Source organism: Acinetobacter sp. YH12252 (genome assembly GCF_013417365.1).
Lineage (GTDB): Bacteria > Pseudomonadota > Gammaproteobacteria > Pseudomonadales > Moraxellaceae > Acinetobacter > Acinetobacter towneri.
Genome location: NZ_VPEA01000008.1, coordinates 138601 through 163745, shown reverse-complemented (window position 1 = coordinate 163745; position 25145 = coordinate 138601). Strand labels below are relative to the sequence as shown.

Genomic DNA, 25145 nt, shown 5'->3' with positions numbered 1-25145 from the left:
ATTTACTTCGGATGCTAACTGATTTAGCACCTTGCAATGTTTGTCTTTTATGCGTAATTTGAGTGTCTTCATCCAATTATTTTAACAGTATTTTTCTTAATAGTGACTATAGTACAAGTATTTAAAACGACATTTCGTGTCGTTCATATGGTTTACTCCAGTCGCTTATATCCTCGTGCTGAACCACGAGGTTTTTCGCTCCAGTGGATAAACTTCTTTCACAAATCCGATTAAAACCATACTTCAATCCCCCATCATCCTCTTACGGAAGATATTCCTCATCCCTGAGCCATATATGGCGCAAGAGAAGGGATTTTCGATACTAATTTAATTTTGACCTATACGGATAAACTGAAAAGACAGACACAACGTCAGCTTTTTAAAAACTCACAACTTACCCAAATGCGCCAAACAACGATGAATCGCACCACAACCCGGCTGAAAGTGCTGCACACCTTTGGCTTCTTCCATACGGCACACCTCACTCACCAAACGATCTGCCACACCTCGACCACGGTTTGCAGGATGCACCACAATATATTCAAGCGTACGATGATCATCTTGCCCTGTGCACCAAATCGCACCAATCACTTTAGTATTAAATTCTGCCGTGTAAAGTAGGGTATACTGAGCCAAGTTCTGCTCAAGTTGGCTTACCGCATCTTGCCCATCGCCAAATTCAGGGCTGGTATCATACAGTCGCTCAAGCTGGCTGCGCACTTCGGTATTTTCCAGTGAAGTATAGGGATGTACGGTAATAGGCATTGATTAACCCTCCTGAGCAATCTAATATGCTGAGACTTCGTCACAGCGAAAACATTTTACATCAATCATTTTTGACGTTTTTTGAGGAACGTGTCTATGACCCAACGTATCAGTGAAGTGGTGAGAAATACCAACGAAACTAAAATTCGAGTTCGTGTGAATCTGGACGGTACGGGTCAAGGCACACTCAACACTGGAGTTCCATTTTTAGACCATATGATTGATCAAATCAAGCGACACGGTTTGTTTGATATTGATATTCATTGTGATGGCGACTTGGAAATTGATGATCACCACACTGTAGAAGACTGTGGTATCACGCTTGGACAAGCTTTTGCTCAAGCTTTGGGCGATAAAAAAGGTTTACGACGCTACGGTCACTTTTACGCACCACTTGATGAATCTTTAAGCCGTGTGATTGTCGATTTATCGGGTCGTCCGGGTTTATTTATGGATATTCCATTTACCCGCGCACGTATTGGTACTTTTGATGTGGATTTATTCTCAGAATTCTTCCAAGGCTTTGTCAACCATGCATTAATGACACTGCACATCGACAACCTCAAAGGTAAAAACAGCCACCACCAAATTGAAAGCGTATTTAAAGCATTTGCACGTGCTTTACGCATGGCATGTGAAGTCGATCCGCGTGCTGAAAATACAGTGGCATCAACCAAAGGAACACTCTAATGACACGAATTGCCCTTCTTGACTATGGCATGGGAAATTTACACTCTGCAGCGAAAGCTTTAGAGCATGTGGGTGCAACGGTAGATGTGACCAATGACCCAAAACTGATTGCACAAGCCGATAAAATTGTGTTTCCAGGTGTGGGTGCTATGCGTGATTGTATGCAAGGCATGCATGAAGCTGGCATTGATGACGTGGTGCGCAACGCGGTCTTTAATAAACCTGTACTTGCAATTTGTGTAGGCATGCAGGCGCTGATGCAACATTCCGAAGAAAATGGCGGAGCAGATGCACTGGGCATTTTTGCAGGTACAGTCAAACGCTTTCCTGAAGTAGCAGGTTTAAAAGTGCCACACATGGGTTGGAATCAGGTACATCAACGTGACCCGAGCCACCCTATGTGGAACAACATTGAACAAGATGCGCGTTTTTACTTCGTGCATAGTTTTTATGTTGAACCGCAAGATGAAAAAATCGTGGCCGCGACCTGTGATTATGGTTTAACTTTCTGTACAGCCCTGCATCAAGACAACTTGTTTGCAACGCAGTTCCACCCAGAAAAAAGTCACACTGTTGGTTTGCAGTTACTAAAAAACTTTGTGGAATGGAATATCTAATATTCAGGATGCTTCAATCAATAAAGCCGAGTTAATCTCGGCTTTATTTTTGCGTGAATGTTTTTCACTTTTATTGCACATTGATTTGTGTTTAAAATTAAAGCGTTTTTTATACCTTTTATTCAAAATAAACTGAGGGTCTGTCGATAATTGGTCTATGTTTGCGATGTGAGAGAGATATCTCACAAGATTTTTGAGCAAATATACGGTATGCGACAGAAAATTCAAAAAATCTAGGAATTACAACAATGAGTCAATATGTAGAAGATTCTGCACTCAGTGCAGCGGGGCGTTTTGGTCGATTATCATTTTTAGCGTGGAACTGTTTGCTCAGCTTGGGGCTTGCAGTACTGATTGCAATTATTGCCGTTGTTGCACCCAATTTATTGCTAGAGCTCGGCTCTGGCTCTATGGGCATCGGCATGATCTTGCTCGTGAGCATTTATATCGTGGCATTCTATTTTAGCTTTATTTTCACCATCCGCCGCTTGCATGACCGCAATCATACTGGCTGGTTGTCTTTGCTGATTTTGGTGCCTTTGGTGAATATTATTTTGGGTTTATATTTGGTATTTGCACCTGGCGATGATCGTCAAAATAGCTATGGTGCGGTACGTGAAACTGCAGGTTGGGAAAAAGTACTGGCTTGGATTTTTATTGTGCTGATGATTTTGGCGATTATTGGCAGCTTCTTGTCAGGTATATTCAGCAACGTCTAAGCAAAAATATTCCACTTGGTTGATATTTCGAAATAGCCCATCTATTGGGCTATTTTTTCAGGATATTCGCTGCAATCTTTGTCCTGCACAGCATTTTCAATCTTTTAAACTTTGCCAAATTCCGCAAAACGCTTTAGGCTAAAACCGCTTCTTTACCGCTTTGAATGTTATGGATCTCACTCGTCTGCGTACCCTGCCTAGCCCTGATGAAATTCGGCAATTGCCACTGTTTGAAAATATTGCGCGTCAAAATATTGTACTGATTCAAAATCTAGAGCAATGTCTAGCAATTGAAGCTGAACTGAAAACCGCAGCTGTCTTGGGTTTCGATTCTGAATCTAAACCCACGTTTAATGTAGGCGAAGTTTCTACAGGCCCGCATTTAATTCAGCTCGCAACCTTAGAAAAAGCCTATCTATTTCAGCTCAATGATGACATTTGGCAATTTTTGCAGCCAGTTTTTGCCAATCGCGATCAAATTAAAGTAGGTTTTGGGCTGAAAAATGATGCCCATTTATTTCGTAAAAAAGGTATACAACTGAATAGCGTGATTGAACTATCCAAATGTTTTGGCAGTTTTGGTTTTAAAAGTCCGCTTGGGCTTAAAAATGCCATGGCATTATTATTTCACGTTCATTTCCCTAAAAGCCGAAGTATCAGCACCTCAAACTGGGCACGTCAATCACTTAGTGAAGCGCAAATTGCCTATGCCGCAGCCGATGCCTACGCACCTGTGTTGATATTTGAAGAATTGGGGCGTTTGGGTCTATTGCCCGAGCATATCCCAAACAGTTCACTCAAATTGCGGATTCGTCCCTCTAAAACAAAACCTACAACAGATGCTTAGATATTTAACAATACTTTGTTAAGATGCACGGATTGAATTCAATAAGTTTTTGGCAAGGAGCGAAAGCATGCTGATCATCCCTGCAATTGACCTGAAAGATGGCAAATGTGTTCGTTTAAAACAAGGTCGTATGGAAGATGATACTGTATTTTCTGACGATCCAGTGGCGACAGCACAACATTGGGTAAATGAAGGCGCACGTCGCTTGCATTTAGTCGATTTAAACGGCGCTTTCGCAGGTACGCCAATTCATAAACCTGTGGTTGAAGCGATTGCAAAATCACAACCCGATCTCCCAATTCAAATTGGTGGCGGTATTCGTTCACTCGAAACCATTGAACACTATTTAGATGCAGGCGTATCGTTCGTGATTATTGGCACCAAAGCCGTTCAAGATCCTGCTTTTGTAGAAGAAGCCTGCAAGAAATTCGCAGGACACATCATTGTCGGCATTGACGCCATGAATGGCATGGTGGCAACCGATGGTTGGGCCAACGTCACAGACGTGAAGGCAACAGATTTAGCCAAGCGTTTTGCCGATGCAGGTGTATCTAGCATTGTTTATACCGATATTGCCCGTGATGGCATGATGCAAGGTGTGAACGTAGAACAAACCGTAAACTTGGCGCAATATTCAGGCTTACCTGTGATTGCTTCTGGCGGTGTGACCAATTTAGATGACGTACGCAACCTAAAAGGTCAGCCTGGCATTTTAGGTGCGATTACAGGTCGTGCAATTTACGAAGGCACGTTAAGCCTGCGTGAGGCACAGTTGCTTTTAGATGAGCAATCTTTGTAATTCTGCCGCGTATTTTTAAAGAGGTCTGCGGACCTCTTTTTTATTTTGATTTTATTTTACTCATTTTGAGTTTTCTTCATCTCCCACTGGTTCTATGTCTCAGCTTTCACCAATGCTTCGCAGCAAAGCCCCGCAACTGGCGCTCATTTTGATTACCTTAATTTGGGGTGCAACCTTCATTACCGTGCAATACGGTTTGAACTTCAGCAGTCCAGTACTGTTTGTAGGCTTACGTTTTGCCGCAGCCACGTTGGCCGTGGGGCTGATTTCATGGCGAAGCTTACGTGGTTTTAGCATCGATGAACTCTATGCAGGCTTTGCCATAGGCGCAGTCATTGCGCTAGGTTATGTCACTCAAACCATTGGCTTACAAAGTATCAGCAGTAGCGAATCGGCCTTTTTAACGGCGCTGTATGTCCCGCTTGTACCGCTATTGCTGTGGTTATGCTTTGATCAACGTCCGCATGTCATGACTTGGTTGGGTGCTATTTTGGCATTTGTAGGCTTGGTCTTTTTAACAGGCAATGGCTTAGGCGCAATTCAGTTAAGTTTTGGACAAGCCATTACTTTAATCGGTTCAATTGCGATTGCCTTTGAAATTATTTTAATTAGCTATTTTGCCAATCGGGTCAATTTAAAGCGCGTTACCCTCATCCAACTGGGTTGTGCATCGTTATTGTGTTTTGCGATTGCACCATGGGTTGGAGAAACTCAATTGCCCGAATTTCAGTGGTCACTCCTTGCTGTTTTGCTCGGCTTAGGCATTGCCAGTGCCGTGATTCAATTGGTGATGAACTGGGCGCAACGACAAGTAGACCCTGCGCAAGCTGCTATTATTTATGCAGGTGAGCCTGTTTGGGCCGCATTGATTGGACGTTTGGCAGGCGAGCGCTTGGCAGTTCTGGCGTTGTTCGGTGGACTACTGGTGGTTTTAGGCGTGCTGGTCAGCGAATGGCGACCAAAATTTTTAAAACGAAACACATCATCCCAAAAAGTTGAATGAACAGCATCTAGGCAAGATCGCTCAAAACATCTTAAAAAGACGAACGAACGTGAATTTAATGATACATCGGTAAATTATCATTCACGCGAATTAAACCGCGTATAGCACGGTAAACAATCCATAACCACGAAATAGCAACCACTGCGATACAGAAAAGTGTCGCAGCCAAAGTCATACTGGCAAAGCTTTGCGCATCTGGACTAAAGAACACCAAAAAGAACGGCACAAAGGCCACAATATTCCAAAACAGATACCACCAGAAGCTGCGAATTTGCCAAGTAAAATGACTGGCAAAAATTGAACCTTGTACATCACTACGTTTTAAATAGTTGATGATTAAGGCAATCACGGCCAATATCCCCGCAGAAAAAATCGCCACGATATACAGCACATATAAAATCATGGTCAATGAACGATGTGGGTCTTGATCTACTGAATATGAATGCTCTGCGTCTGACATAATGCACCTGACAAGCCTGTTACTGGAACAATATTCCCAATTAGATGTTAAGCTGATTCAACGGAGAAATCATCCATAAAATCAGAAAGATATTTAAGCCTATCGTACAAAAATAAATCTTACCAAAGGGTTGTTTTTGTGTTTTATGGCGTAATTTTTGTTGTGCTAACCATGCTGCAGGCCAACCCCCTAAAAAAGCCACAATATGCAAGTTATTTTCAGGAATACGACGTCCACCCTGCTGTGCAGCTTCTTTATCTTGTGCATACAGCCAATAACTCAGCGCATTCATCAAACTGATGAATAATAACAACATGCCGCTGAGCAATCCCAACAGCGTCAGCAAAGCCAAAGCAACAATATAAGCCACACATAATATTTGCATCGGCTGCATTTTTTGCGTGATGTTGGATGTTTTCGCACTCACAGCAGATGCCTTTGCTGCTTTGGTCTGCGAAGCTTTTAAATACACCGCTTGCTGTGCTCGGTAACGTCCGCGCTCATCCACAGTTACGGTATATTCCAAGGCACAGCCCACAATTGGACGTGGCCCTTGTCGGGCGAAGTCCTTAATGTGTAAAAACACGCGATCTTTTTGGTGGTCATTCGGCTGAATAAACCCATAACCCTGCTCATCAAACCATTCGACTAAACGCCCTTGATCACGCATGTTCTATATCCCTCAAGCTGTCACAAACTTTAAGCGTTCAATCAGCATATTCCGCATTTCATCTGGATTTTTCTGCAAAATATCTGCGCCTGTCCGCCCTTCTGCCGCATTTTTAGCAGCCACCTGCAAACGCATTAACCAAAAACGTCCTGCCGCCATTGCCAAATACAGTTCCAAACAGGCTTTTTCGTCTTGGGTTAAAGGACGCACCGTTTCGTAGGCATTTAAAAATGCAATCGCCTTGCTTTCATTTAAGCTCAGCTCAGGAAAATCGGTACAAAAATCATTCAGCGTAATCGCAATATCAAACAGCAATTCATCTTGATTTAATTCATAAAAATCTAAAATGCCTTGCAACTGATCATCTGCAAACAAGGTATTGTCACGGAATAAATCCGAGTGAATAAAACCTTTAGGACGCTGCGGATAGACTGCGGTTAAGGCTTCATACAAGCCCAAAAGTTTGGACAGTAAGGCTTGATCGGCCACATGCATTCTTGGTTTTAATTGGCGTGCGACCCCTGCCCAATAAGCATGATCACGTACATGATCGCGCTGCAAAGGAAAATTTTGTAAGGCCACATGCATTTTGGCTTGTGCAATCGCAATCGCTTCCACTTGCGCCACTGTTGCCAGTGTCGGATGCTGCCCAATTAAACGCGGTGCAATTTGTGCAGGTTTTTCTTTTAATTGGTGAATGGCTTGTCCCGAATAGGATAAAGGCACTGCCACAGGCAAACCCGCTTGCCCCAAATGCTGCAATACAGGAATTAATTCACCTGCCGCTTGCTGATCTAATTCTTCAAAAATGGTCAGCACGTACTCGTTTTGATTGTCGCAGCGCAAAAAATAATTGGTATTTTGAATCCCCCCTTGAATGGGAATCAGCTCGACCACCTCCAATCCATAAGGCGCTGCAAAGACCTGAACTTCCTTTAAAGTCAAAGGAGTATAAACCGACATAGAAAACCTGCGAAAAACCTGAGCTAAGTTTGATAGAATACCCGCTCCATCTGCCAAGGTGTAGCGCTTGTGTGGGTGAGTTTCATAATCGGCTGTAATAATTGGAAAAATTTATGCTAGCGAAACGTATTATTCCTTGCCTAGACGTAGATAATGGTCGCGTGGTTAAGGGCGTGCAATTCCTTGATATTCGTGATGCGGGCGACCCTGTCGAAGTGGCGCGTCGTTATAATGAACAAGGTGCCGATGAAATCACCTTTTTAGACATTACCGCTACCCATCATGGTCGTGATACGACTTATCGTACCGTAGAACGTATGGCAGAAACCGTGTTCGTGCCCCTCACCGTTGGTGGTGGCGTGCGCAAGGTTGAAGACATTCGCCTATTATTGAACGCAGGTGCAGATAAAGTCAGCATTAACTCTGCAGCCGTCTTTAATCCTGAATTTGTGCAAGAAGCCTCACAGCGTTTTGGCGCGCAATGTATTGTAGTTGCCATTGATGCGAAAAAAACGGGTGATAACAAATGGGAAATTTTCACCCACGGTGGTCGTAAACCCACTGGTATTGACGCAATTGAATGGGCTGTGAAAATGGCGGACTACGGCGCAGGTGAGTTGTTGGTCACCTCAATGGATGCCGATGGCACCAAAGCAGGCTATGACTTGGCGCTCATGCGTGCCATCAATGACCGTGTAATGGTACCTACCATTGCTTCTGGCGGTGTAGGTAATTTACAACACTTGGCCGATGGGATTCTAAAAGGCGGTGCCGATGCGGTACTGGCAGCCTCAATTTTCCACTTTGGTCAGCATACCATTCCTGAAGCCAAACAATATTTGGCAGCACAAGGCATTGAAATGCGTTTGTAAAATCATAGTGCAAACGAACTGTGAAAAGTGCAATCTGAAGATTGCACTTTTTTTAGCTTAAAATTGAAGTAAAGGTAAAATTTAGGCAGAAAAAAAGGAGTCCGAAGACTCCTATCAACTCAAAAAACCACAGCGCTGAGGTTCTTTTATCTTTTTAAATAGACTTATAAAAAAATAATCAATAAAATCAATTTATCATCACACAATATTCAACCGAAACATCCGTGGATATTTCACTGCACACAATATACGCAGAGCTTTAGCTGAAATATTGACCAAAAACACCAAAAACATTGACCATTTGCGACAAGACTTGCCCAAGCTGTCAGTACAAACCTTCATTTGCTGCAATACAGTTAAGATAACTGCTCTGCCACAGCTAATTTTTTCTCGACCCATTTGGCAGGAAAATATGCAGCAGACAGATGGTTTAAACCCTGTGCAATCACCCGAGGTAAGGCAATGCCTAACGGATTTTGCTCCTGTAAGGCAGGTGCTGAAATGACTCGCGTTCCTAAAATATAATCAAACCACGGTTTGGTCACGCACCAGTTCGCATCCTGATTGCTGTTCATGTGATGGTCATAATGCCACGGAATTTTCTTAACTGCCCACTCTGGCTCTAAATGCGCACGACGGTGAATATAATAATAATTCGCAGCACTATATAGCGCAGCCAAACTCATACCCTTAGAAATTGGATAGAACACGCCACTGGCCACCGTTGCCACCACAGCCAAAGACACAATTTCATTTTTGGTACGCCAGTTGCGAATCCCTTCGACATAGCCATGATCGTGAAAACTGGTTTTACGCACTTCACGATGATGTTCCCAATGTGATTTCATACTTTCAGGCACAGGACTATAACGGCGCTGCCCTGCTCGATGCGTTCCGTGCAAAATATATTTATGTGCCACCCATTCAAAACCATTGGCAACCACCAAACCTGCTAGAAATCCTTTCCACATCGCTATTTCTCCTTAAACACAGGACATCTTGACTCTGATGTTCACTATAGGCATGTGAGATTGACTAGATCTTGACCAAAAAAATCAATATCATTGACAAATGACGACAAAAATAAACCGATAACACATGCAACAATTCAAAGAATATACGGGCTCGGTCTATGGTGGCTTAGGGCATTTATTGATGTGCTATTACCAAGCAAAAAAGCTGCCCATTCCAGAAAAATTACATCAGATTCAAAATCTGGAACGTTTTGATTATGCCCTCTGGCGTGACTTGCTCAGCACTTTGGAGCAACAATTACCACAACCTGCTTTGGGTTTGGAAATTGCCAAATACGTGCAGCCCAAACATTTAGGCATCATTGCATATTTAGCCTTGTCCTGTGATCATCTGGGCGAAGCATTACAGCGTTACCACGATTTTCATCGCTTGATTTACGATGGTGGCCCATTGCAGGTCGAAGCACAAAATGATTACTTATCCATTCGTTGGTCAGAATTATCCGTGCACATGACCACACAATTAACCGATGAAATTGCCATTGCCTTGATGATGGAATTTTTGAAGCACTTTATGCAGTTTGAGGATATTTGCCTGCACGAAGTACATTTTCATCATCCTGCACCCAAAAATATTGCACTGTATGAGCAGTATTTTCATTGTAAAGTGCGCTTTTCTCAGCCAATTACCCAAGTGTTGTTGCCTGTTTCCGAACTGGCAAAACCTTTTCATCAGGGCGATCAAACCTTACAGCATTTATTGTTGCAACAGGCGCAAGCCTTACTGGAAAAGCTACCGAATAGCACCCAAACCGATCAGCGTTTACAGCAAGCCATTTTGACGGGGCTGCAAAAAAATATGTATCAAATTGAACATATTGCTCAGCAATTACATATTTCTGTACGTCAGTTGCAACGTCATTTGCAACAGCAAGGTACGACCTACCAAAAACGCATGCAGGAAGTACGCTGTTTATTGGCAGAACAATATTTACAAGACCCACATTTAAGTCTGCAAGAAATTGCGCTATTGCTGGGTTATTCAGAACAAAGTGCCTTTCAGCGTGCGTTTAAACAATGGACGCAGCACACACCACAACAATGGCGGATGCAACGTGCTTCATGATTGCTTCTTTTTACTTTAATTTATGTTAAATTCATCACAATATCGATCTAAAATGCGATAAATTTAATTGAAGTTTGATCAATTAACTCAAAAAATAAGCACTGGAGAATCAAATTGAATAAGTATTTCGCAGAACTGGCTGGCACATTCTAGCTGGTATTTGGTGGTTGTGGTGGTGCGGTATTGGCTGCAGCTTTTCCTGAATTGGGCATTGGTTTTGTGGGGGTATCCCTCGCGTTCGGTCTGACCGTATTAACCGCGGCCTATGCACTTGGGCACATTTCAGGTGGTCAATTTAACCCTGCAGTCAGTATTGGTTTGTGGGCAGGTGGACGTTTCGAAGCCAAAGAACTCGCACCGTATATTATTTCACAAATTATTGGTGCGACTCTGGCCGCACTGGTGTTGTATCTGATTGTACAGGGTCAGACAGGTTTTGCAGGCACAGGCGGTTTCGCGACCAACGGTTATGGTGATTTATCTCCAGGAAAATATGCCCTCAGTTCAGTATTATTGATTGAAGTGGTACTCACTGCTGGCTTTTTGATGGTGATTATGGGTGCAACCGCCAAACGTGCACCTGCAGGTTTTGCTCCAATTGCAATTGGTTTGGCACTGACCTTAATCCATCTGATCAGTATTCCTGTAACCAATACTTCCGTGAACCCTGCACGTAGTACAGGTGTGGCGTTCTTTGCTGAAACTGCAGCACTCAGCCAGCTTTGGGCTTTCTGGGTTGCACCGATTGTAGGTGCGGTGATTGGTGCGGTGCTGTATCGCGCTATGGCAAAAGCTGAAGACTGATCTTCAAAACTTTAAATCCACAGCTTTTCAAGATGTCTGGGATTTATCTAAAAACACACAAAACAACAAAGCCCGTTCAAGCGTTTGAGCGGGCTTTTTAATGGCTTAGATGAGCAGATTAAAGTAGATTTAATATCTTGAGATGGCATCCATTATAAAAATGGATTTTCAATTTCACCCGCTTCGGGACGATCTAACTTTTCAGGCAGATTCGGAGTCTGCTCCAAAGTTGCAACAACTTCATTCAAAAAAGCCTGTAGTGCTTTGGCTGCCTGTAAACCCGCCTGATCTTTGCTGATTTGCAAATTGCCATACACATTGATGCAATCTAAATCATTTTCTAAGGTTAAGTCATGAATCGCATGTGATTCAGTCCCATTTTGAAACGGTTTAAACATTGAATTCACCTTAGCATGAAGGATGCAATATCCATCATCTTAACCCAGTTTAAGATTTCAACAACTGTAAAATATATTGCAATAAAGCTTCAATCAATTGCTTCACAATTGCATCTTGGGTATCTGCATCAATGCTAGCACCCGATGCAGGACTACTGCCTGAGCGTTTAAATTCGGTTTGCAAGGCTTGTAATTGCTCAGCAGATACATCTTCTGCGCACTGGCTTTCTGCATCCCAATGTGAGTAGGCAATCGGTGTATTGGCTTTTACAGCATTTGCAGTCAAAGGCAATTTATAGGTATTGCGCTTTTGTTCTTCACTTAATTGTGGGAATAAATTAATGCCCAACTGTTCTTCTAAATAGCAGACACTCACCACTTGCACCTGTAACGAGTCGTTATTGGGCGCGTAATAAGCCCCTATCGCGCCTGTTTTGGGCATATACACAGCTTTATACACCGCAGTCGGCACAATAACGCCCTGCCCAATGGTTTTTAGACGCTTGGCATTAAAACTTGGCCCCGTAATCACATACACATCTTGCTTTTGCTTAGTCACCACCGCTCGGGTGGCTTCTTCAAGTTCACGCCAGACCTGCTGATTATTTTTAGGGGCTTGCGGCACCATATTTGCCAAAGAAAAACTGTCAAACTGGGCTGCCAAGTTGGTCATGTCGGCATTCGGTGCCATGTGTCCACGGTCATAACCCGAACCACGATAATCCAGCAAAGTCGCACGATGCTCGGCTTTGACGCGCGGTTCTTCGTGAAAGTTATCTTCACGTGGAATCCGCTGACTCAAACGCGCTGGTGTTAAGGCTTCTGCCACCCATAACGGGGTTTTGGATACCCCTGAATACATCACATTAAAGTCATTAAAACACAGCGGATAGCTGTCTTTTTGCAGGCTATTTTTCAGTAAATAGGGCGGCGTTTCTCGATAGAACTGGGTTAGGCAAGCACTATTTCCTGAACTCGGCACCAGTGAAGTCCACTGGCTAATTTTTTCTTGACCAAAAGCAATCACAAAACTCCCTGTTGCCACTACACCGAGTAGCACTTTCAAGCTGTTTTGATTGAAAATTTGAGTCCAAATGTTGTTGGAATTGCGCCGTTTTCTTGCCATAACCGTTACTGTGACTTCGCTCTAAATCCGCAGAGTTTGCCCGAGCTTAACAATCCACTCACAGCTTGTATATGAAGCACCTCTTGTTCGTCTAACAATTAAACAAAACCCGCGCCATAACACCACAAAAGCCATACACAGCCTGAGTTTTAAGCACTTTTGACATCAGTCTAGATCAAGTTTGGTAGATTTGATTGCATCCGTTTTAGCGAATCTGCCAAGCTAAATACACCTTAAAGACATCGCTCAGCGACACCCAAGCGCATTGCGCTGCTCTAGCTGGATGTCATTGACGATTTAAATTGGTTTTAACTTTATTTTTGCGATTTTTGATGGAGAAATACATGCGTTTTCATCTTTTTGCTTGTGCTTTGGTTGGTAGCAGTATCAGCATTTCTGCCTTTGCCGAACCACCCATTCAAGCAGGTGATACTTTAGAAAGTTTATCTAAAGTCAAAATAAGCACCACGATTAATGGGCAAGCAGGCTCACTACAAGAATTAATCGCCAATGGTCAGATACGCATTGTACCGAGTACAGATACAAACTTAACAAGTCCAGCAGAAAATATAGCGCAACAGCCTGCAAACCAAATTTCAGCCGAACAAGCCAATCTGGCTCAAGACAATGTACCGATGACGATGCCTGTCGGGACTGAATCCGAACTGCAACACGCAGCGCAGGCAGAGCAAGTGAGCGAATAACACATACAAGCCACCTCTGCGCCATTATTGTCATCTTCAGCCGATTTACCTGTAAATGCTGGCGATGATGTGGATGTCACCGCAGAAGCGCTAAATGCTGCACCACAAAACCCTGCTGCATCTGAACAAGCAGCAGTCAATCTGCCCACGACTGAACGGCTTGAAACCACAGCACCTGCGGCACAGGGCGCAGATGTAAACGATATAGATTTAAGCCATCTACAACCAAGTGATACGGAACAATAAGATCTGTTTAAGACCAATCTTGAGCTAAAAATAAAAAACCAGCACTTTATAATGCTGGTTTTTTTAAAATCTATTGAGCAGTTTTTAAATTTCGATTTGACTACCCAATTCCACCACACGGTTGGTTGGAATTTGATAGAAATCACTCACTGGACTGGTATTGCGCTGCATTGAAATAAACAGTTTTTCACGCCACGGTGACATGCCATCGCCCACCGTATGCACAATTCGATCACGCGAAATAAAGAAGCTCATTTGCATCATATCGAATTCAAACTCAAGCTGTTCATAGGCTTGTTTCAAGGCATTTGGAATATTTGGCTGATCTTTAAAACCGTAATACATGGTAATCCGATAAAAACGATCATCCAGTTTTTCGACTTGAATCCGATCTTGCTGCGCCACAAATGGAATATCACGCGTGATGACCGTTACCATGATATTGCGTTCATGTAAGACCTTGTTGTGCTTAATATTATGCAACATGGCATGTGGCACAATGTTAGGCGTACCTGTCAAGAAAATCGCATCGCCAGGGACAAATTTGGTTTCATTGCCCATACTAATACTGTGAATGAATAGGTCTATCGGCAAGGCATCTTTTTCCAAACGATTGAAAACCAATGCACGACCATCTTTCCACGTCATTAAAATGGTATACATGATGGCGCCAATTAAAATTGGCACCCATCCCCCTGACACAATTTTGAGCGAGGTCGAAGCCACAAAAATTAAATCTAGGGTTAAAAATGGCACTGCAAAAAGGGCAACTTTCCACATCGGCCAACGCCAAAAACCATAGGCCAGCACTGAAATTAAAATCGTGCCACACAGCATGGTCATGGTCACTGCCACGCCATAAGCACTGGCAAGTCTGGCACTATTTTCAAATAATAAAATTAAGATAAGCACCGAAATAAATAAGGCCCAGTTAATGAATGGCAAATAGATTTGACCACGTTCAACATCGGACGTGTGACGTACAGTCAGGCGTGGTAAATAACGCAATTGAATGGCCTGATTGACCATTGAAAATACCCCTGTGATCACCGCTTGAGAAGCGATCACCGCTGCAGCTGTGGCTAAACCAATCATCGGGTATAAGCCCCATTCAGGCACCAACATATAGAACGGATTTTCAATCGCTGCAGGGTTACGTAGCAATAATGCCCCTTGTCCTGCGTAATTCAATAACAAGCAAGGTAAGACAATCAAAAACCACGCGAGGCGAATAGGCATCCGCCCAAAATGCCCCATATCGGCATAGAGTGCTTCGCCACCCGTCATGGTTAAAATCACCGCACCCATGGTGAGAAATGCAACAAAGGGTTGCTCTACTACAAAGTTAAACGCCCAGTGTGGACTGACCATAGCCAAAACAAACGGAGTTTGGATGATACTGAGCAGCCCTGCACCGCCAATGGCTAAAAACCACAGCAAAGTCAGTGGGCCAAAAAATTTGCCCATCGTACCTGTACCATGACGCTGCACAATGAACAGTCCTGCCAAAATACCAATTGAGAGCGGTACGAGCCATTGATTAAAAATAGGCGTGGCAATACTTAGCCCTTCGATAGCCGACAATACTGAAATAGCGGGGGTGATAATACCATCGCCAAAGAAAAGTGATGCGCCAATAAAGCCAAGTGCGATCAGAAAGATTTTTTTGTCTTCGGCAATGCGGGTGGTGCGCAGGTTCAATGCCAATAATGACATGATCCCGCCTTCGCCATTGTTATCGGCACGCATAATGATAGTGACGTATTTGAAGCTGATGGTGAGCATCATGCACCAGAAAATCAGGGATAAAATTCCCAATACACTGGCTTGAGTAATTGCAAGATGGGCCGTTAAAAAAGTTTGTCGGAAGGCGTACAGGGGGCTGGTTCCGATATCCCCAAATACGACGCCGAGCGCAGCCAAGGTAATGACGGGTAAGGCTGCTTTTTTTGCAGTACTTTGCATAGGTGTCTTCGATTTAGACGGTATTTTTGAGAATCATAGCACTACGCTGAAAGTTTTTCTCTAAATCAAATGTTTCAACTTGGCTTTGTACTATTTTTTGGTTATTATCCACCGCCTATGGTGAAGTGTCCGAGTGGCTGAAGGAGCACGCCTGGAAAGTGTGTATACGTTAATAGCGTATCGAGGGTTCGAATCCCTCTTTCACCGCCAAATTAGTTGTTTACGGTATTATCCCGTAGTTTTAAGGGCTTGAATCTAAAGGGTTTAGGCCTTTTTTATGTTTAATGCAATCCACTTTATCTATTGCAAGCTTGATCTAGTTGGGGTTATAACTAGGGGTATAATAAATTACCCCCAAAACTATACCCCCAATTCTGTGGAATCATTGCAATGCTTACAGATGCTCAAGTCAGAAAAATAAAACCATCGGAAAAGAAAGCCAAATAATTACCTATGATCGAAATCTAGCACATATCACGGCTGGCGGGCTTGGTTATCGTGAATTCTAAAAGTTGAACCCATATAGGGGGAAGCCCCCTACTCACTTAGGTATGATTTATTCAAATCACCATTCATCTATTACTATTAAAATATATTCGTCCTTCTATGTATTTCTTATTAGTGGCGGGTTTTCCCGCTGCGGACAACTTCACACTATTGGATTTATGGGTACAGATACAATCAAAGCCTAAGAATCTGAAAGAAGCATATCGCCTGCATTAGACTGATAGCTATTCAGCTCATGTTGATTTTTACCCATTTTATCGACATGACAACCTGAATATGTTTATGTCATCGACATGACAACTCTCTCATGTCGATTTTTGTCAGTTTTATCGACATGAAAGCCTGAATATGTTTATGCCATACAGCTAAAGGAATAAGACAATATTCCTTTTAGGTTTTAAGCACATCAACAACCTGAACGCTAAATGTTACATCCTAAAGCGAATTAGCTTTTTAAAAAGGTCATAATCAGCCAACCACCCACCCAATAAAAAAACCGCTGCTCAATCTTCCAGATCAACACAGCGGTTTTAAACTCATCTTTTACAGATCAGTCACATCTTACATTTTCTTTTCTTCAATATTTAAAGCATTGATTGCCAATACCGCCTGAGTACGATTTTGCACACCCAATTTACGGAAAATTGCGGTCACATGCGCTTTAATCGTCGCTTCAGAAACATCTAATTCATAGGCAATTTGCTTATTCAACAAACCTTCTGCCACCATCATCAATACACGGAATTGCTGTGGTGTTAAAGACTGAATACGTTCAGCCAAAGCTGTTTCATCTGCAGCGCGAGGGTCAAAGTTAACATTCGCAGCCAAGTTTGGCGGCAACCAAATCTCACCTTCTAAAACTTGACGAATTGCTTCACCAATATGGCTCGGATGTGCCGATTTTGGGATATAACCCATCGCCCCATGCGCAATTGAACGTTGAATAATCGATGCTTCTTCGTGAGCGGACACCACAATAATTGGGATAGATGGATATTGCGCACGCACATGCACCAATGCAGAAAAGCCCGATGCCCCTGGTAAATTCAAGTCCAATAAAACAAGATCAGGCTCAGGTCCATTTTCCAAACGTTCGTACAATTCATTAACTGCAGCAGTTTCATGAATTTGAGCTTGCGGTAAGCTATAACGAACCGCCTGAATTAAGGCATGGCGAAACAGCGGATGATCATCAACGATTAATATATTCATAACAGACGTGAGAGATCTTGGGCACAGTTGTTATATTCTAACCATACAAAGACATTAAGGATATGCAAGACATGACTTTTTTGCATTTATTGTGCAATTAATCACAGAAAAGCGTTTATTTTTTATGTTTTCAGCGCTCAGTCAAAAAGGTTGATCATTTTGTGGATTTTTTAATCAGTTTTATTTTACAACCAAAACGCTCAAAACAAGATGTAATATGAAATAGAAAATATCCCAAGATAAGGGTTTATATCCGTACCGATTCAGACAAACTCAGCAACAAAGCAGGACAAGCGTTTGATATTACCCCAGGCATGGTCGCAACAGTCGATATTAAAACGGGTGAAAAAACGGTGTTGGATTATCTGATCAAACCATTCAACAAAGCCAAAGAAGCCTTACGTGAGCGCTAAACAGAAATTCGCTTATACCTGAATTTAATGAATTATCTCATCTCTGATTCTTGCCTTCTCCCAAAACCCAACTGGGCTCAAGTGAAGGCGAGAATGAGGGCGATAATATCCTATGCCCTCTACAGTTTTATTTTTCACAGATTTTGCATTTCATCTTAATTGCCTAAACAATCTACAGCAACGCAGCAAATCCTCCTTTTCACCTCTTTCCAAGCCTGATGACACTGTGTATAACCATAAGTCACGCAATGAAAATGATAAGCATAGGCAAAACAGGTAAAAAACCGTTAGACTATGCATCTCTCTCATTCAATGTCGTTTCAGACAAATAAGAAGGTGAAGGTTGATGCCGCTCAATACTGTCGAAGAGCTTGTAGCAGATATCCGTGCAGGAAAAATGGTCATCCTCATGGATGATGAAGATCGTGAAAATGAAGGTGATTTAGTCATTGCCGCAACCCACGTTCGCCCTGAAGATATCAACTTCATGATCACACACGCGCGTGGTCTTGTTTGCTTAACCTTAAGTCGTGACCGTTGCCAGCAATTAAACCTACCGTTAATGGTTGATGCCAATGGTGCACAACACGGTACGAACTTTACTTTGTCGATTGAAGCTGCTGAAGGCATTACCACGGGTATTTCTGCCGCAGAACGTGCGCATACCATTCAAACCGCTGTCGCTGCACATGCCAAGCCTGCCGATATTGTTCAGCCTGGGCATATTTTCCCACTCATGGCACAGCCAGGTGGTGTATTGCACCGTGCAGGACATACCGAAGCAGGTTGTGATCTTGCCCGTTTGGCAGGTTTAGAGCCTGCATCGGTAATTTGTGAAATCATCAATGAAGACGGCACGATGGCGCGTCGTCCAGATTTAGAAATTTTTGCTGAAAAGCACGGGTTAAAAATTGGTACTATTGCCGATTTAATCCACTATCGCATGACCAATGAACAAACTGTAGAGCGTTTGGATCAGCAAAGCATCGACACCGAATATGGTACTTTTGACTTATATCGCTACCGTGAACTGGGGAACCCAGACATTCACTTGGCATTGGTCAAAGGCGAGCCGAAAGAAGGCGTTACCACAGTACGTGTGCATGGTTTTAATCCAACCCGTGATTTGCTGAAGCTGAAAAAAGCAGATGGTTCGGCAACTTGGAATTTAGACCGTGCTTTAAAAGAAATTGCCAACAGTGAACGTGGTGTTTTGGTCTGGATTGGTCAAGCTCAATTGCAAGACTTGGGCCCTGCCCTAGACAGCCTTAAATCCCCGAAACAAGGCAAAGCCAATGCTGCATTGTCACAGCAATACCAAACCATTGGCGTGGGTGCACAAATTTTACGTGATTTAGGCGTTGAAAAAATGAAGCTACTCAGCTCACCATTACGTTTCAATGCTTTATCAGGCTTTAACTTAGAAGTGGTGGAATATATCACCGCAGATCCAACATCAGAGAAATAATCGAGGTTGCTATGGCAATTCGCCGTATTGAAGGTTTATTACATCTCGCTAGCGAAGGCCGTTATGCGATTTTAGTCGGTCGTTTTAATAGTTTTGTGGTTGAGCATTTGCTTGATGGCGCAATTGACACATTGAAACGTCATGGCGTATCAGAGGATAATATCACCGTTGTTCATGCACCAGGCGCTTGGGAACTTCCTGTTGTGGCTAAAAAATTAGCTGCATCGAATGGTTATGATGCCATTATTGCACTCGGCGCAGTGATTCGCGGTAGCACTCCACACTTTGACTTTGTTGCAGGCGAATGTGCCAAAGGCTTAGGTGTGGTTGGTTTAGATACTGGCTTACCTGTGATTAACGGTGTATTGACTACGGATAGTATTGAACAAGCAATTGAACGCTCTGGAACAAAAGCAGGTAATAAAGGAAGTGAAGCTGCCTTAACTGCAATTGAAATGGTTAACTTGTTAAAGGCTATTTAACGCTATGTCGCAAACACTTCAAGCAACTTATGCAGCAAAACGTAAAGCACGTCGTTTTGCTGTGCAAGGTATTTATGAATGGCAGATGAGCCACAATCCAGTACATGAAATTGAAGCACGTACCCGTGTGGAAAATGCCATGCACAAAGTGGATCTCGGCTATTATCATGAATTGTTGACTCAAGTGGTTGCCAATCATGAAGCATTGGATGCATTACTGGTGCCTGTTCTTGATCGTGACATTCAAGCCCTCGATGGTGTTGAACTCGCCACCTTACGTTTAGGTGCTTATGAGTTAGAACAACATCTGGAAATTCCATACCGTGTGGTATTGGATGAAGCGATTGAATTGGCAAAACACTTTGGTGGTGCAGACAGCCACAAATACATCAATGGTGTATTAGACCGTCTTGCCAACAGCTTACGTGCAGCAGAAAAGCAACAAAGCAACTAATTCAAAGTATTGAGTCGATTGTTGTATGGCTGAGTTTTCCATTATTGAGACCTATTTCAACAGACCGCGTCCCGATGCAGTCGATTTAGGTGTCGGTGATGACTCAGCTCTGCTCACCCCTCCGCCGCAACAACAATTGGTCATTTGTGCCGACACTTTAGTCGCTGGACGACATTTCCCCCTCGATACCAACCCACATGCGATTGGTTGGAAATCGGTTGCGGTCAATTTATCTGACATTGCCGCCATGGGTGCCACCCCACACAGTATTTTACTGGCATTGAGCCTACCCCAAATTGATCATGACTGGCTCAAAGGTTTTAGTCAGGGTTTACATGATTGTTGCGATCAATTCGGGGTAAGTTTAATTGGTGGAGATACCACACAAAGCCCGCATCTCACCATTTCCGTTACCGCCTTAGGCTGGATTGAACAAGGACAAGCAATTCCACGTTCAGGCGCACAAGTCGGCGATTATATTTGTGTCAGCGGACAAGTCGGCGATGCCGCTTTTAGTTTAGATCATCTCGATCATCCCTTAAAACAGCGCCTAGACTATCCGACCCCTCGCTGCCAACTCGGGCAACAGCTCAAAGGTCTGGCTTCAAGCATGATTGATGTTTCAGATGGCTTGGCACAAGATTTAGGGCATATTCTCAAAGCCTCTCAGGTCGGTGCTTGTGTTGAACTCAGCCAACTGCCTATAGATACTGCATTAACCGAATTACCACAACAAAAGCAGTGGCAATATGCCTTGGCAGGTGGCGATGACTATGAGTTATGCTTTACAATAAGCCCACAAAATTATCAGCAGCTTTTGCAAAAACCGCTGAATACCCCTATTCATATTATTGGCAAAATTAACAATCAAAACCGCTTAAGCTTTGAACAGAATGGCGTAGATCGTTCACTTCATTTTCATGGATACCAACACTTTGCAAAAACCCGCGATTAATTTCAAAGCCATGTCTTGGACTGACCGACTGATTGTATGCTGTGGTGTTGGCTTCGGTTCAGGTCTACTACCCAAAGCTCCCGGTACCTTTGGTTCGGCCTTTGCCCTACTGTTCATTCCCATTTGGTTCGCGCTTGGTTTCATTCCAAGCCTTTTTGCCATTGCCATCATGTCCCTCGTTGGCATATATATCTGTGGACGTACTGCACAGGTTATGGGCGTACATGATGATGGTCGTATTGTTTGGGATGAATTTGCAGGACAATCGATTACCTTTTTACCCCTGATTTTTATCAATCAAATCAGCTGGGTCTGGGTAATTGTGGGTTTTGTCCTATTCCGACTGTTTGATGTATGGAAACCTTGGCCAATACGTGTGATTGACCGTCGGGTCGAAGGTGGTTTTGGCATCATGCTGGACGATATTATTGCGGGTCTTTGGGCCGCATTATGTATTTATATTTATTTATCTTTTACTTTGGTTTAGCCATCACTAGGATTCAACATGTCTACCACCGTGATTATTCTTGCAGCAGGTAAAGGCACGCGCATGCGTTCAAATTTACCAAAAGTATTACAACCTCTTGCAGGACGCCCACTCTTGGGTCACGTGATTGATACCGCAAAAAAATTACAAGCAGATCATATAATTACCATTTACGGTCATGGCGGTGCTTTGGTGCAAAATGCGTTTGCGCATGAACAGGTACAGTGGGTCGAACAAGCTGAACAGTTGGGCACAGGTCACGCAGTCAAAGTGACTTTGCCTGTTTTACCACGTGAAGGTGTATCACTGATTTTATCGGGAGATGTACCTTGTATTACAGAGCAAACTTTACAAAAGCTACTCGATGTTTCACGTGAAACCCAAATTGGCTTGGTGACACTTACCCTTGCTGATGCCACGGGTTATGGTCGTATTGTACGTGAAAACGGTAAAATTCAAGCGATTGTTGAACATAAAGATGCGTCTGAAGCCCAGCGTCAAATTCAGGAAATTAACACGGGTATTTACTGCGTCAGCAATGCCAAATTACATGAATGGCTGCCAAAACTGAGCAATAACAATGCGCAGGGTGAATATTACCTGACCGATATTGTGGCGATGGCAATTGCCGATGGTTTAGAAGTTGCATCGGTAGAACCTCAACTGGCTTTTGAAGTAGAAGGCGTGAATGACCGTGTGCAATTGGCTGCATTAGAACGCGAGTTCCAGAACTTCCAAGCCAAGCAACTCATGCAACAAGGTGTGCATTTAATTGACCCAACCCGTTTTGATTTACGTGGTAATCTCACTGCAGGTAAAGACGTTCGCATTGATATTAACGTAATTATTGAAGGCGATTGCGAACTGGGTGATGGCGTAGAAATTGGTGCAGGTTGTATCCTCAAAAACACCAAAATTGCTGCGGGCACTAAAGTTCAGCCGTATAGCGTATTTGACCAAGCGGTTGTAGGTGAAGCTGCGCAAATTGGTCCATTCTCACGTTTACGTCCGGGCGCGGTATTGGCCAATGAAGTGCATATTGGCAACTTTGTTGAAGTGAAAAACAGTCAAATTGGTTTAGGCTCCAAAGCCAACCACTTTACCTACTTAGGTGATGCCGAAGTGGGTGCAGGCAGCAATATTGGTGCAGGTACGATTACTTGCAATTATGATGGTGCCAATAAATTTAAAACCATTATTGGTGACCAAGTCTTTATTGGTTCAAATAGTTCATTGGTTGCACCTGTCACCATTGCCAATGGTGCAACGGTAGGCGCAGGCTCGACCATTACCCGTGATGTTGCAGAACAGTGTTTAGCTGTGGAACGTTCTAAACAGTTCACTAAAGAAAATTATCAACGTCCACAGAAATTGAAAAAATAAGAGGAAGTTCCTATGTGCGGTATTGTCGGTGGCGTTGCAGAACGTAGTATTACCAATATCCTCATTGAAGGTTTAAAGCGTTTAGAATATCGCGGTTATGATTCCGCAGGTTTGGCATTGATTAGTCAAGGTCAGGTCTTGCGTGAGCGTCGTGTCGGTAAAGTAGCAAATCTTGAGCAAGCAGTACTAGATTCTCAAGTCACAGGTTCACTCGGTATTGCCCATACACGTTGGGCAACACATGGCAAACCGACAGAAAACAATGCACATCCGCATATTTCTGGCAATGTTGCTGTCGTACACAACGGTATTATCGAAAATTATCAAGAACTGAAAGATGAGCTAGAAGCTTTAGGCTATATGTTCAGCTCTCAAACGGATACTGAAGTGGTTGCGCACTTGGTCAACCATGCTCTTAAAACTGCACCGAATTTATTGGTTGCGGTACAGCAAGTCGTGCCTCAACTGAAAGGTGCTTATGCTCTGGGAATTATCCATACCGATTATCCAGATGAATTGATCACGGTACGTGAAGGTTCTCCTTTGGTGATTGGGGTCGGTATTGGCGAAAACTTTATCAGTTCAGACCAATTGGCGTTATTGCCGATCACCAACCGTTTTATGTATTTGGAAGAAGGTGATATCGCCCGCTTAACCCGCGACAGCATTGAAGTTTTTGTAAACGGTCAAACGGTTGAACGCCCTGTAAAAGAGTTGGATGCAACTGTAAGCAATGCATCGAAAGGTGAATATAAACACTACATGCTCAAAGAAATTTATGAGCAGCCTGAAGCAATTCAACAAACCATTTCACAAGCATTAAATGGCAACGCTTTACGTGAAGATTTCCTGAAAGATGCTGAACTTGATTTTGCCAACATCCAACAGGTACAGATTATTGCCTGCGGTACCAGCTACCATGCAGGGATGATTGCAAAATATTGGTTTGAACAGCTGATTAACTTGCCATGTCATGTGGAAATTGCCAGCGAATACCGTTATCGTACCCCAGTCATTGTGAATAACACGTTGTATGTGTGCATTTCACAATCTGGCGAAACTGCAGATACTTTAGCTGCGTTACGTGATACACAAAAACGTGCTGCTGCAAAAGGTTTAGATATCACAACCATGACCATTTGTAACGTGGCAACGTCGTCAATGGTACGTGAAACCAACCATAGTTTGTTAACGCTTGCGGGTCCTGAAATTGGTGTGGCATCGACCAAAGCCTTTACGACACAGTTGGCAGCATTAATGCTGTTGGTGCTCAAAATTGGTCAGGTGAAAAATGCAATTGCAGCGACAGAAACAGCGGAAATTATTGCAGACTTGTGGCACACACCAAAAGTAATTTTAGATACTTTGCAAAATGATACGGCAATTTTACGTTTGTCTGAATTGTTTGTAGAGAAAAATCACTGCTTGTTCTTGGGTCGTGGCACACAATTCCCAATTGCCTTGGAAGGTGCTTTGAAACTGAAAGAAATTTCATATATTCACGCAGAAGGTTATGCTGCGGGTGAATTAAAGCACGGCCCATTGGCATTGGTAGACAATGACATGCCTGTGGTGATTTTAGCACCGCAAGATGACATGCTGGATAAACTGAAATCCAATATGGAAGAAGTACAGGCACGTGGTGGTGAGCTGTTTGTATTTGCAGATGAACACAGCGGCATTCCTGCAGATAAAGAGCGTCAGCATGTGGTTTATGTACCGCAAGTCAGCGCGTTGCTTGCGCCAATTGTGTATAGCATTCCTGTGCAGTTGTTGTCTTATCATGTGGCAGTTTTGCGCGGTACTGATGTCGATCAACCTAGAAACTTGGCAAAAAGCGTAACAGTGGAATAATGTTGATTAAATTCAATTATTTAAATTTAATAAAATTATTTTGAATCACCTAAAAAATCCGCAGTCGGCTTCATTTTTAGAAATTTAGTACTGCGGATTTTTTATGTCTGATGCTTTTATTTTTCGCATAGCTGCAGCGCATTGTAAGTGATATTAATATTTTTGCAGACAATGAAAACTTT

At 43.1% G+C, this 25145-nt stretch carries 27 protein-coding genes, 1 tRNA gene and 1 pseudogene; 20 read left to right on the top strand and 9 right to left on the bottom strand.

The genetic code is table 11. The features are described 5' to 3' along the window. Positions 1-387: 387 nt before the first annotated feature. Positions 388-765, bottom strand: coding sequence for a GNAT family N-acetyltransferase (locus tag FTV28_RS09945; RefSeq protein WP_179990276.1), 378 nt, complete (start codon positions 763-765; stop codon positions 388-390). A 96-nt stretch (positions 766-861) separates the two neighbouring features. Here FTV28_RS09945 and hisB point away from each other — a divergent pair, with 96 nt between their 5' ends. The 6 genes from hisB (at position 862) to FTV28_RS09915 (ending at position 5440) form a co-directional block, all read left to right on the top strand. Then, complete coding sequence (gene hisB, locus FTV28_RS09940) at positions 862-1455, top strand: imidazoleglycerol-phosphate dehydratase HisB (protein WP_096902642.1); 594 nt, start codon at positions 862-864, stop codon at positions 1453-1455. After that, complete coding sequence (hisH, locus tag FTV28_RS09935) at positions 1455-2072, top strand: imidazole glycerol phosphate synthase subunit HisH (RefSeq protein WP_004974401.1); 618 nt, start codon at positions 1455-1457, stop codon at positions 2070-2072. Before hisB ends, hisH begins: the two co-directional genes overlap by 1 nt. A gap of 248 nt (positions 2073-2320) precedes the next feature. Then, positions 2321-2791, top strand: coding sequence for a DUF805 domain-containing protein (locus tag FTV28_RS09930; protein WP_179990274.1), 471 nt, complete (start codon positions 2321-2323; stop codon positions 2789-2791). 169 nt (positions 2792-2960) lie between these two features. Then, positions 2961-3638 carry a 3'-5' exonuclease gene (locus FTV28_RS09925; RefSeq protein ID WP_179990272.1) on the top strand — a complete coding sequence of 226 codons (678 nt, stop codon included), beginning with the start codon at positions 2961-2963 and terminating at the stop codon, positions 3636-3638. Between the two features lie 67 nt (positions 3639-3705). Continuing rightward, positions 3706-4437 (top strand): 1-(5-phosphoribosyl)-5-[(5-phosphoribosylamino)methylideneamino]imidazole-4-carboxamide isomerase, encoded by a 732-nt coding sequence (gene hisA, locus FTV28_RS09920; RefSeq protein WP_154320235.1) that lies wholly within the window; start codon positions 3706-3708, stop codon positions 4435-4437. Positions 4438-4549: 112 nt separating this feature from the next. Next, a complete protein-coding gene (locus FTV28_RS09915) occupies positions 4550-5440 on the top strand; it encodes a DMT family transporter (protein ID WP_228274487.1) in 891 nt (296 codons plus the stop codon). Positions 5441-5495: 55 nt separating this feature from the next. On the opposite strand, the gene FTV28_RS09910 is transcribed toward FTV28_RS09915, so the two are convergent. From FTV28_RS09910 to FTV28_RS09900, 3 genes are read right to left on the bottom strand one after another with little or no spacing between them, the layout of a single operon-like run. Beyond that, entirely contained in the window at positions 5496-5900 is a 405-nt protein-coding gene (locus FTV28_RS09910; protein WP_004974391.1) for a hypothetical protein, read from the bottom strand. A 40-nt stretch (positions 5901-5940) separates the two neighbouring features. After that, a complete protein-coding gene (locus FTV28_RS09905; RefSeq protein WP_096902640.1) occupies positions 5941-6570 on the bottom strand; it encodes a DUF1294 domain-containing protein in 630 nt (209 codons plus the stop codon). A gap of 12 nt (positions 6571-6582) precedes the next feature. Next, positions 6583-7533 carry a homoserine kinase gene (locus FTV28_RS09900; RefSeq protein ID WP_179990270.1) on the bottom strand — a complete coding sequence of 317 codons (951 nt, stop codon included), beginning with the start codon at positions 7531-7533 and terminating at the stop codon, positions 6583-6585. 113 nt (positions 7534-7646) lie between these two features. Here FTV28_RS09900 and hisF point away from each other — a divergent pair, with 113 nt between their 5' ends. Further along, complete coding sequence (gene hisF / locus FTV28_RS09895) at positions 7647-8405, top strand: imidazole glycerol phosphate synthase subunit HisF (protein ID WP_154320232.1); 759 nt, start codon at positions 7647-7649, stop codon at positions 8403-8405. Positions 8406-8761: 356 nt separating this feature from the next. Here the strand turns inward: hisF and FTV28_RS09890 are convergent, their stop codons facing one another. Further along, positions 8762-9376 (bottom strand): hypothetical protein, encoded by a 615-nt coding sequence (locus FTV28_RS09890; protein ID WP_154320231.1) that lies wholly within the window; start codon positions 9374-9376, stop codon positions 8762-8764. Positions 9377-9503: 127 nt separating this feature from the next. On the opposite strand from FTV28_RS09890, the gene FTV28_RS09885 reads away from it, so the two are divergent. Both FTV28_RS09885 and aqpZ read left to right on the top strand, forming a co-directional pair. Beyond that, positions 9504-10505: an AraC family transcriptional regulator gene (locus FTV28_RS09885; RefSeq protein WP_096902638.1), complete on the top strand. Its 1002-nt coding sequence runs from the start codon at positions 9504-9506 to the stop codon at positions 10503-10505. Between the two features lie 153 nt (positions 10506-10658). Further along, complete coding sequence (aqpZ, locus tag FTV28_RS09880) at positions 10659-11309, top strand: aquaporin Z (RefSeq protein WP_179990282.1); 651 nt, start codon at positions 10659-10661, stop codon at positions 11307-11309. Between the two features lie 152 nt (positions 11310-11461). Here the strand turns inward: aqpZ and FTV28_RS09875 are convergent, their stop codons facing one another. Next, positions 11462-11707: a hypothetical protein gene (locus tag FTV28_RS09875; protein WP_004974374.1), complete on the bottom strand. Its 246-nt coding sequence runs from the start codon at positions 11705-11707 to the stop codon at positions 11462-11464. A gap of 49 nt (positions 11708-11756) precedes the next feature. Then, complete coding sequence (locus FTV28_RS09870) at positions 11757-12833, bottom strand: DNA/RNA non-specific endonuclease (protein WP_004974371.1); 1077 nt, start codon at positions 12831-12833, stop codon at positions 11757-11759. A 344-nt stretch (positions 12834-13177) separates the two neighbouring features. On the opposite strand from FTV28_RS09870, the gene FTV28_RS13600 reads away from it, so the two are divergent. Continuing rightward, positions 13178-13537, top strand: a complete 360-nt coding sequence (locus FTV28_RS13600; RefSeq protein ID WP_257222830.1) for a hypothetical protein — start codon at positions 13178-13180, stop codon at positions 13535-13537. 27 nt (positions 13538-13564) lie between these two features. Next, positions 13565-13783 (top strand): hypothetical protein, encoded by a 219-nt coding sequence (locus tag FTV28_RS13595; RefSeq protein ID WP_257222829.1) that lies wholly within the window; start codon positions 13565-13567, stop codon positions 13781-13783. 84 nt (positions 13784-13867) lie between these two features. Here the strand turns inward: FTV28_RS13595 and FTV28_RS09860 are convergent, their stop codons facing one another. Then, positions 13868-15748, bottom strand: coding sequence for a potassium transporter Kup (locus FTV28_RS09860; RefSeq protein WP_179990268.1), 1881 nt, complete (start codon positions 15746-15748; stop codon positions 13868-13870). A gap of 119 nt (positions 15749-15867) precedes the next feature. Here FTV28_RS09860 and FTV28_RS09855 point away from each other — a divergent pair. Further along, positions 15868-15958, top strand: a tRNA-Ser gene (locus FTV28_RS09855). Between the two features lie 858 nt (positions 15959-16816). Here FTV28_RS09855 and FTV28_RS09850 read toward each other — a convergent pair. Then, positions 16817-17467 carry a response regulator transcription factor gene (locus FTV28_RS09850; protein WP_004974358.1) on the bottom strand — a complete coding sequence of 217 codons (651 nt, stop codon included), beginning with the start codon at positions 17465-17467 and terminating at the stop codon, positions 16817-16819. Between the two features lie 242 nt (positions 17468-17709). Between FTV28_RS09850 and FTV28_RS09845 the strand changes: the two are divergent. The 8 genes and pseudogenes from FTV28_RS09845 to glmS form a co-directional block, all read left to right on the top strand. Further along, positions 17710-17880: pseudogene (locus tag FTV28_RS09845) on the top strand (secretion protein HlyD); the annotation flags it as partial. A gap of 346 nt (positions 17881-18226) precedes the next feature. Next, complete coding sequence (gene ribBA, locus FTV28_RS09840; protein WP_096902634.1) at positions 18227-19348, top strand: bifunctional 3,4-dihydroxy-2-butanone-4-phosphate synthase/GTP cyclohydrolase II; 1122 nt, start codon at positions 18227-18229, stop codon at positions 19346-19348. An 11-nt stretch (positions 19349-19359) separates the two neighbouring features. Further along, on the top strand, positions 19360-19830 hold the full coding sequence (ribE, locus tag FTV28_RS09835) for a 6,7-dimethyl-8-ribityllumazine synthase (RefSeq protein WP_004974350.1): 471 nt from the start codon (positions 19360-19362) through the stop codon (positions 19828-19830). Between the two features lie 4 nt (positions 19831-19834). Next, positions 19835-20284: a transcription antitermination factor NusB gene (gene nusB, locus FTV28_RS09830; RefSeq protein WP_004974349.1), complete on the top strand. Its 450-nt coding sequence runs from the start codon at positions 19835-19837 to the stop codon at positions 20282-20284. 25 nt (positions 20285-20309) lie between these two features. Continuing rightward, positions 20310-21239: a thiamine-phosphate kinase gene (gene thiL / locus FTV28_RS09825; RefSeq protein ID WP_179990266.1), complete on the top strand. Its 930-nt coding sequence runs from the start codon at positions 20310-20312 to the stop codon at positions 21237-21239. After that, the gene (locus FTV28_RS09820; protein ID WP_178318880.1) at positions 21205-21726 is read left to right on the top strand and encodes a phosphatidylglycerophosphatase A; all 522 of its coding nucleotides are present in this window, start codon (positions 21205-21207) and stop codon (positions 21724-21726) included. Before thiL ends, FTV28_RS09820 begins: the two co-directional genes overlap by 35 nt. Before the next feature lie 18 nt (positions 21727-21744). Then, positions 21745-23109: a bifunctional UDP-N-acetylglucosamine diphosphorylase/glucosamine-1-phosphate N-acetyltransferase GlmU gene (gene glmU / locus FTV28_RS09815; RefSeq protein ID WP_179990264.1), complete on the top strand. Its 1365-nt coding sequence runs from the start codon at positions 21745-21747 to the stop codon at positions 23107-23109. Positions 23110-23121: 12 nt separating this feature from the next. Further along, complete coding sequence (glmS, locus tag FTV28_RS09810) at positions 23122-24963, top strand: glutamine--fructose-6-phosphate transaminase (isomerizing) (protein ID WP_004974344.1); 1842 nt, start codon at positions 23122-23124, stop codon at positions 24961-24963. The last annotated feature ends 182 nt before the right edge of the window (positions 24964-25145 follow it).

Coding starts and splice junctions, on each gene's coding strand:
- FTV28_RS09890 (WP_154320231.1), bottom strand. CDS start 9,376: ATGTGGAAAGGATTTCTAGCAGGTTTGGTGGTTGCCAATGGTTTTGAA.
- hisF (WP_154320232.1), top strand. CDS start 7,647: ATGCTAGCGAAACGTATTATTCCTTGCCTAGACGTAGATAATGGTCGC.
- FTV28_RS09925 (WP_179990272.1), top strand. CDS start 2,961: ATGGATCTCACTCGTCTGCGTACCCTGCCTAGCCCTGATGAAATTCGG.
- glmS (WP_004974344.1), top strand. CDS start 23,122: ATGTGCGGTATTGTCGGTGGCGTTGCAGAACGTAGTATTACCAATATC.
- FTV28_RS13600 (WP_257222830.1), top strand. CDS start 13,178: ATGCGTTTTCATCTTTTTGCTTGTGCTTTGGTTGGTAGCAGTATCAGC.
- FTV28_RS09910 (WP_004974391.1), bottom strand. CDS start 5,900: ATGTCAGACGCAGAGCATTCATATTCAGTAGATCAAGACCCACATCGT.
- thiL (WP_179990266.1), top strand. CDS start 20,310: ATGGCTGAGTTTTCCATTATTGAGACCTATTTCAACAGACCGCGTCCC.
- FTV28_RS09850 (WP_004974358.1), bottom strand. CDS start 17,467: ATGAATATATTAATCGTTGATGATCATCCGCTGTTTCGCCATGCCTTA.
- FTV28_RS09875 (WP_004974374.1), bottom strand. CDS start 11,707: ATGTTTAAACCGTTTCAAAATGGGACTGAATCACATGCGATTCATGAC.
- glmU (WP_179990264.1), top strand. CDS start 21,745: ATGTCTACCACCGTGATTATTCTTGCAGCAGGTAAAGGCACGCGCATG.
- ribBA (WP_096902634.1), top strand. CDS start 18,227: ATGCCGCTCAATACTGTCGAAGAGCTTGTAGCAGATATCCGTGCAGGA.
- FTV28_RS09860 (WP_179990268.1), bottom strand. CDS start 15,748: ATGCAAAGTACTGCAAAAAAAGCAGCCTTACCCGTCATTACCTTGGCT.
- FTV28_RS09885 (WP_096902638.1), top strand. CDS start 9,504: ATGCAACAATTCAAAGAATATACGGGCTCGGTCTATGGTGGCTTAGGG.
- FTV28_RS09915 (WP_228274487.1), top strand. CDS start 4,550: ATGCTTCGCAGCAAAGCCCCGCAACTGGCGCTCATTTTGATTACCTTA.
- FTV28_RS09945 (WP_179990276.1), bottom strand. CDS start 765: ATGCCTATTACCGTACATCCCTATACTTCACTGGAAAATACCGAAGTG.
- FTV28_RS09900 (WP_179990270.1), bottom strand. CDS start 7,533: ATGTCGGTTTATACTCCTTTGACTTTAAAGGAAGTTCAGGTCTTTGCA.
- FTV28_RS09930 (WP_179990274.1), top strand. CDS start 2,321: ATGAGTCAATATGTAGAAGATTCTGCACTCAGTGCAGCGGGGCGTTTT.
- FTV28_RS09820 (WP_178318880.1), top strand. CDS start 21,205: ATGGATACCAACACTTTGCAAAAACCCGCGATTAATTTCAAAGCCATG.
- nusB (WP_004974349.1), top strand. CDS start 19,835: ATGTCGCAAACACTTCAAGCAACTTATGCAGCAAAACGTAAAGCACGT.
- ribE (WP_004974350.1), top strand. CDS start 19,360: ATGGCAATTCGCCGTATTGAAGGTTTATTACATCTCGCTAGCGAAGGC.
- hisA (WP_154320235.1), top strand. CDS start 3,706: ATGCTGATCATCCCTGCAATTGACCTGAAAGATGGCAAATGTGTTCGT.
- hisB (WP_096902642.1), top strand. CDS start 862: ATGACCCAACGTATCAGTGAAGTGGTGAGAAATACCAACGAAACTAAA.
- FTV28_RS09870 (WP_004974371.1), bottom strand. CDS start 12,833: ATGGCAAGAAAACGGCGCAATTCCAACAACATTTGGACTCAAATTTTC.
- FTV28_RS09905 (WP_096902640.1), bottom strand. CDS start 6,570: ATGCGTGATCAAGGGCGTTTAGTCGAATGGTTTGATGAGCAGGGTTAT.
- hisH (WP_004974401.1), top strand. CDS start 1,455: ATGACACGAATTGCCCTTCTTGACTATGGCATGGGAAATTTACACTCT.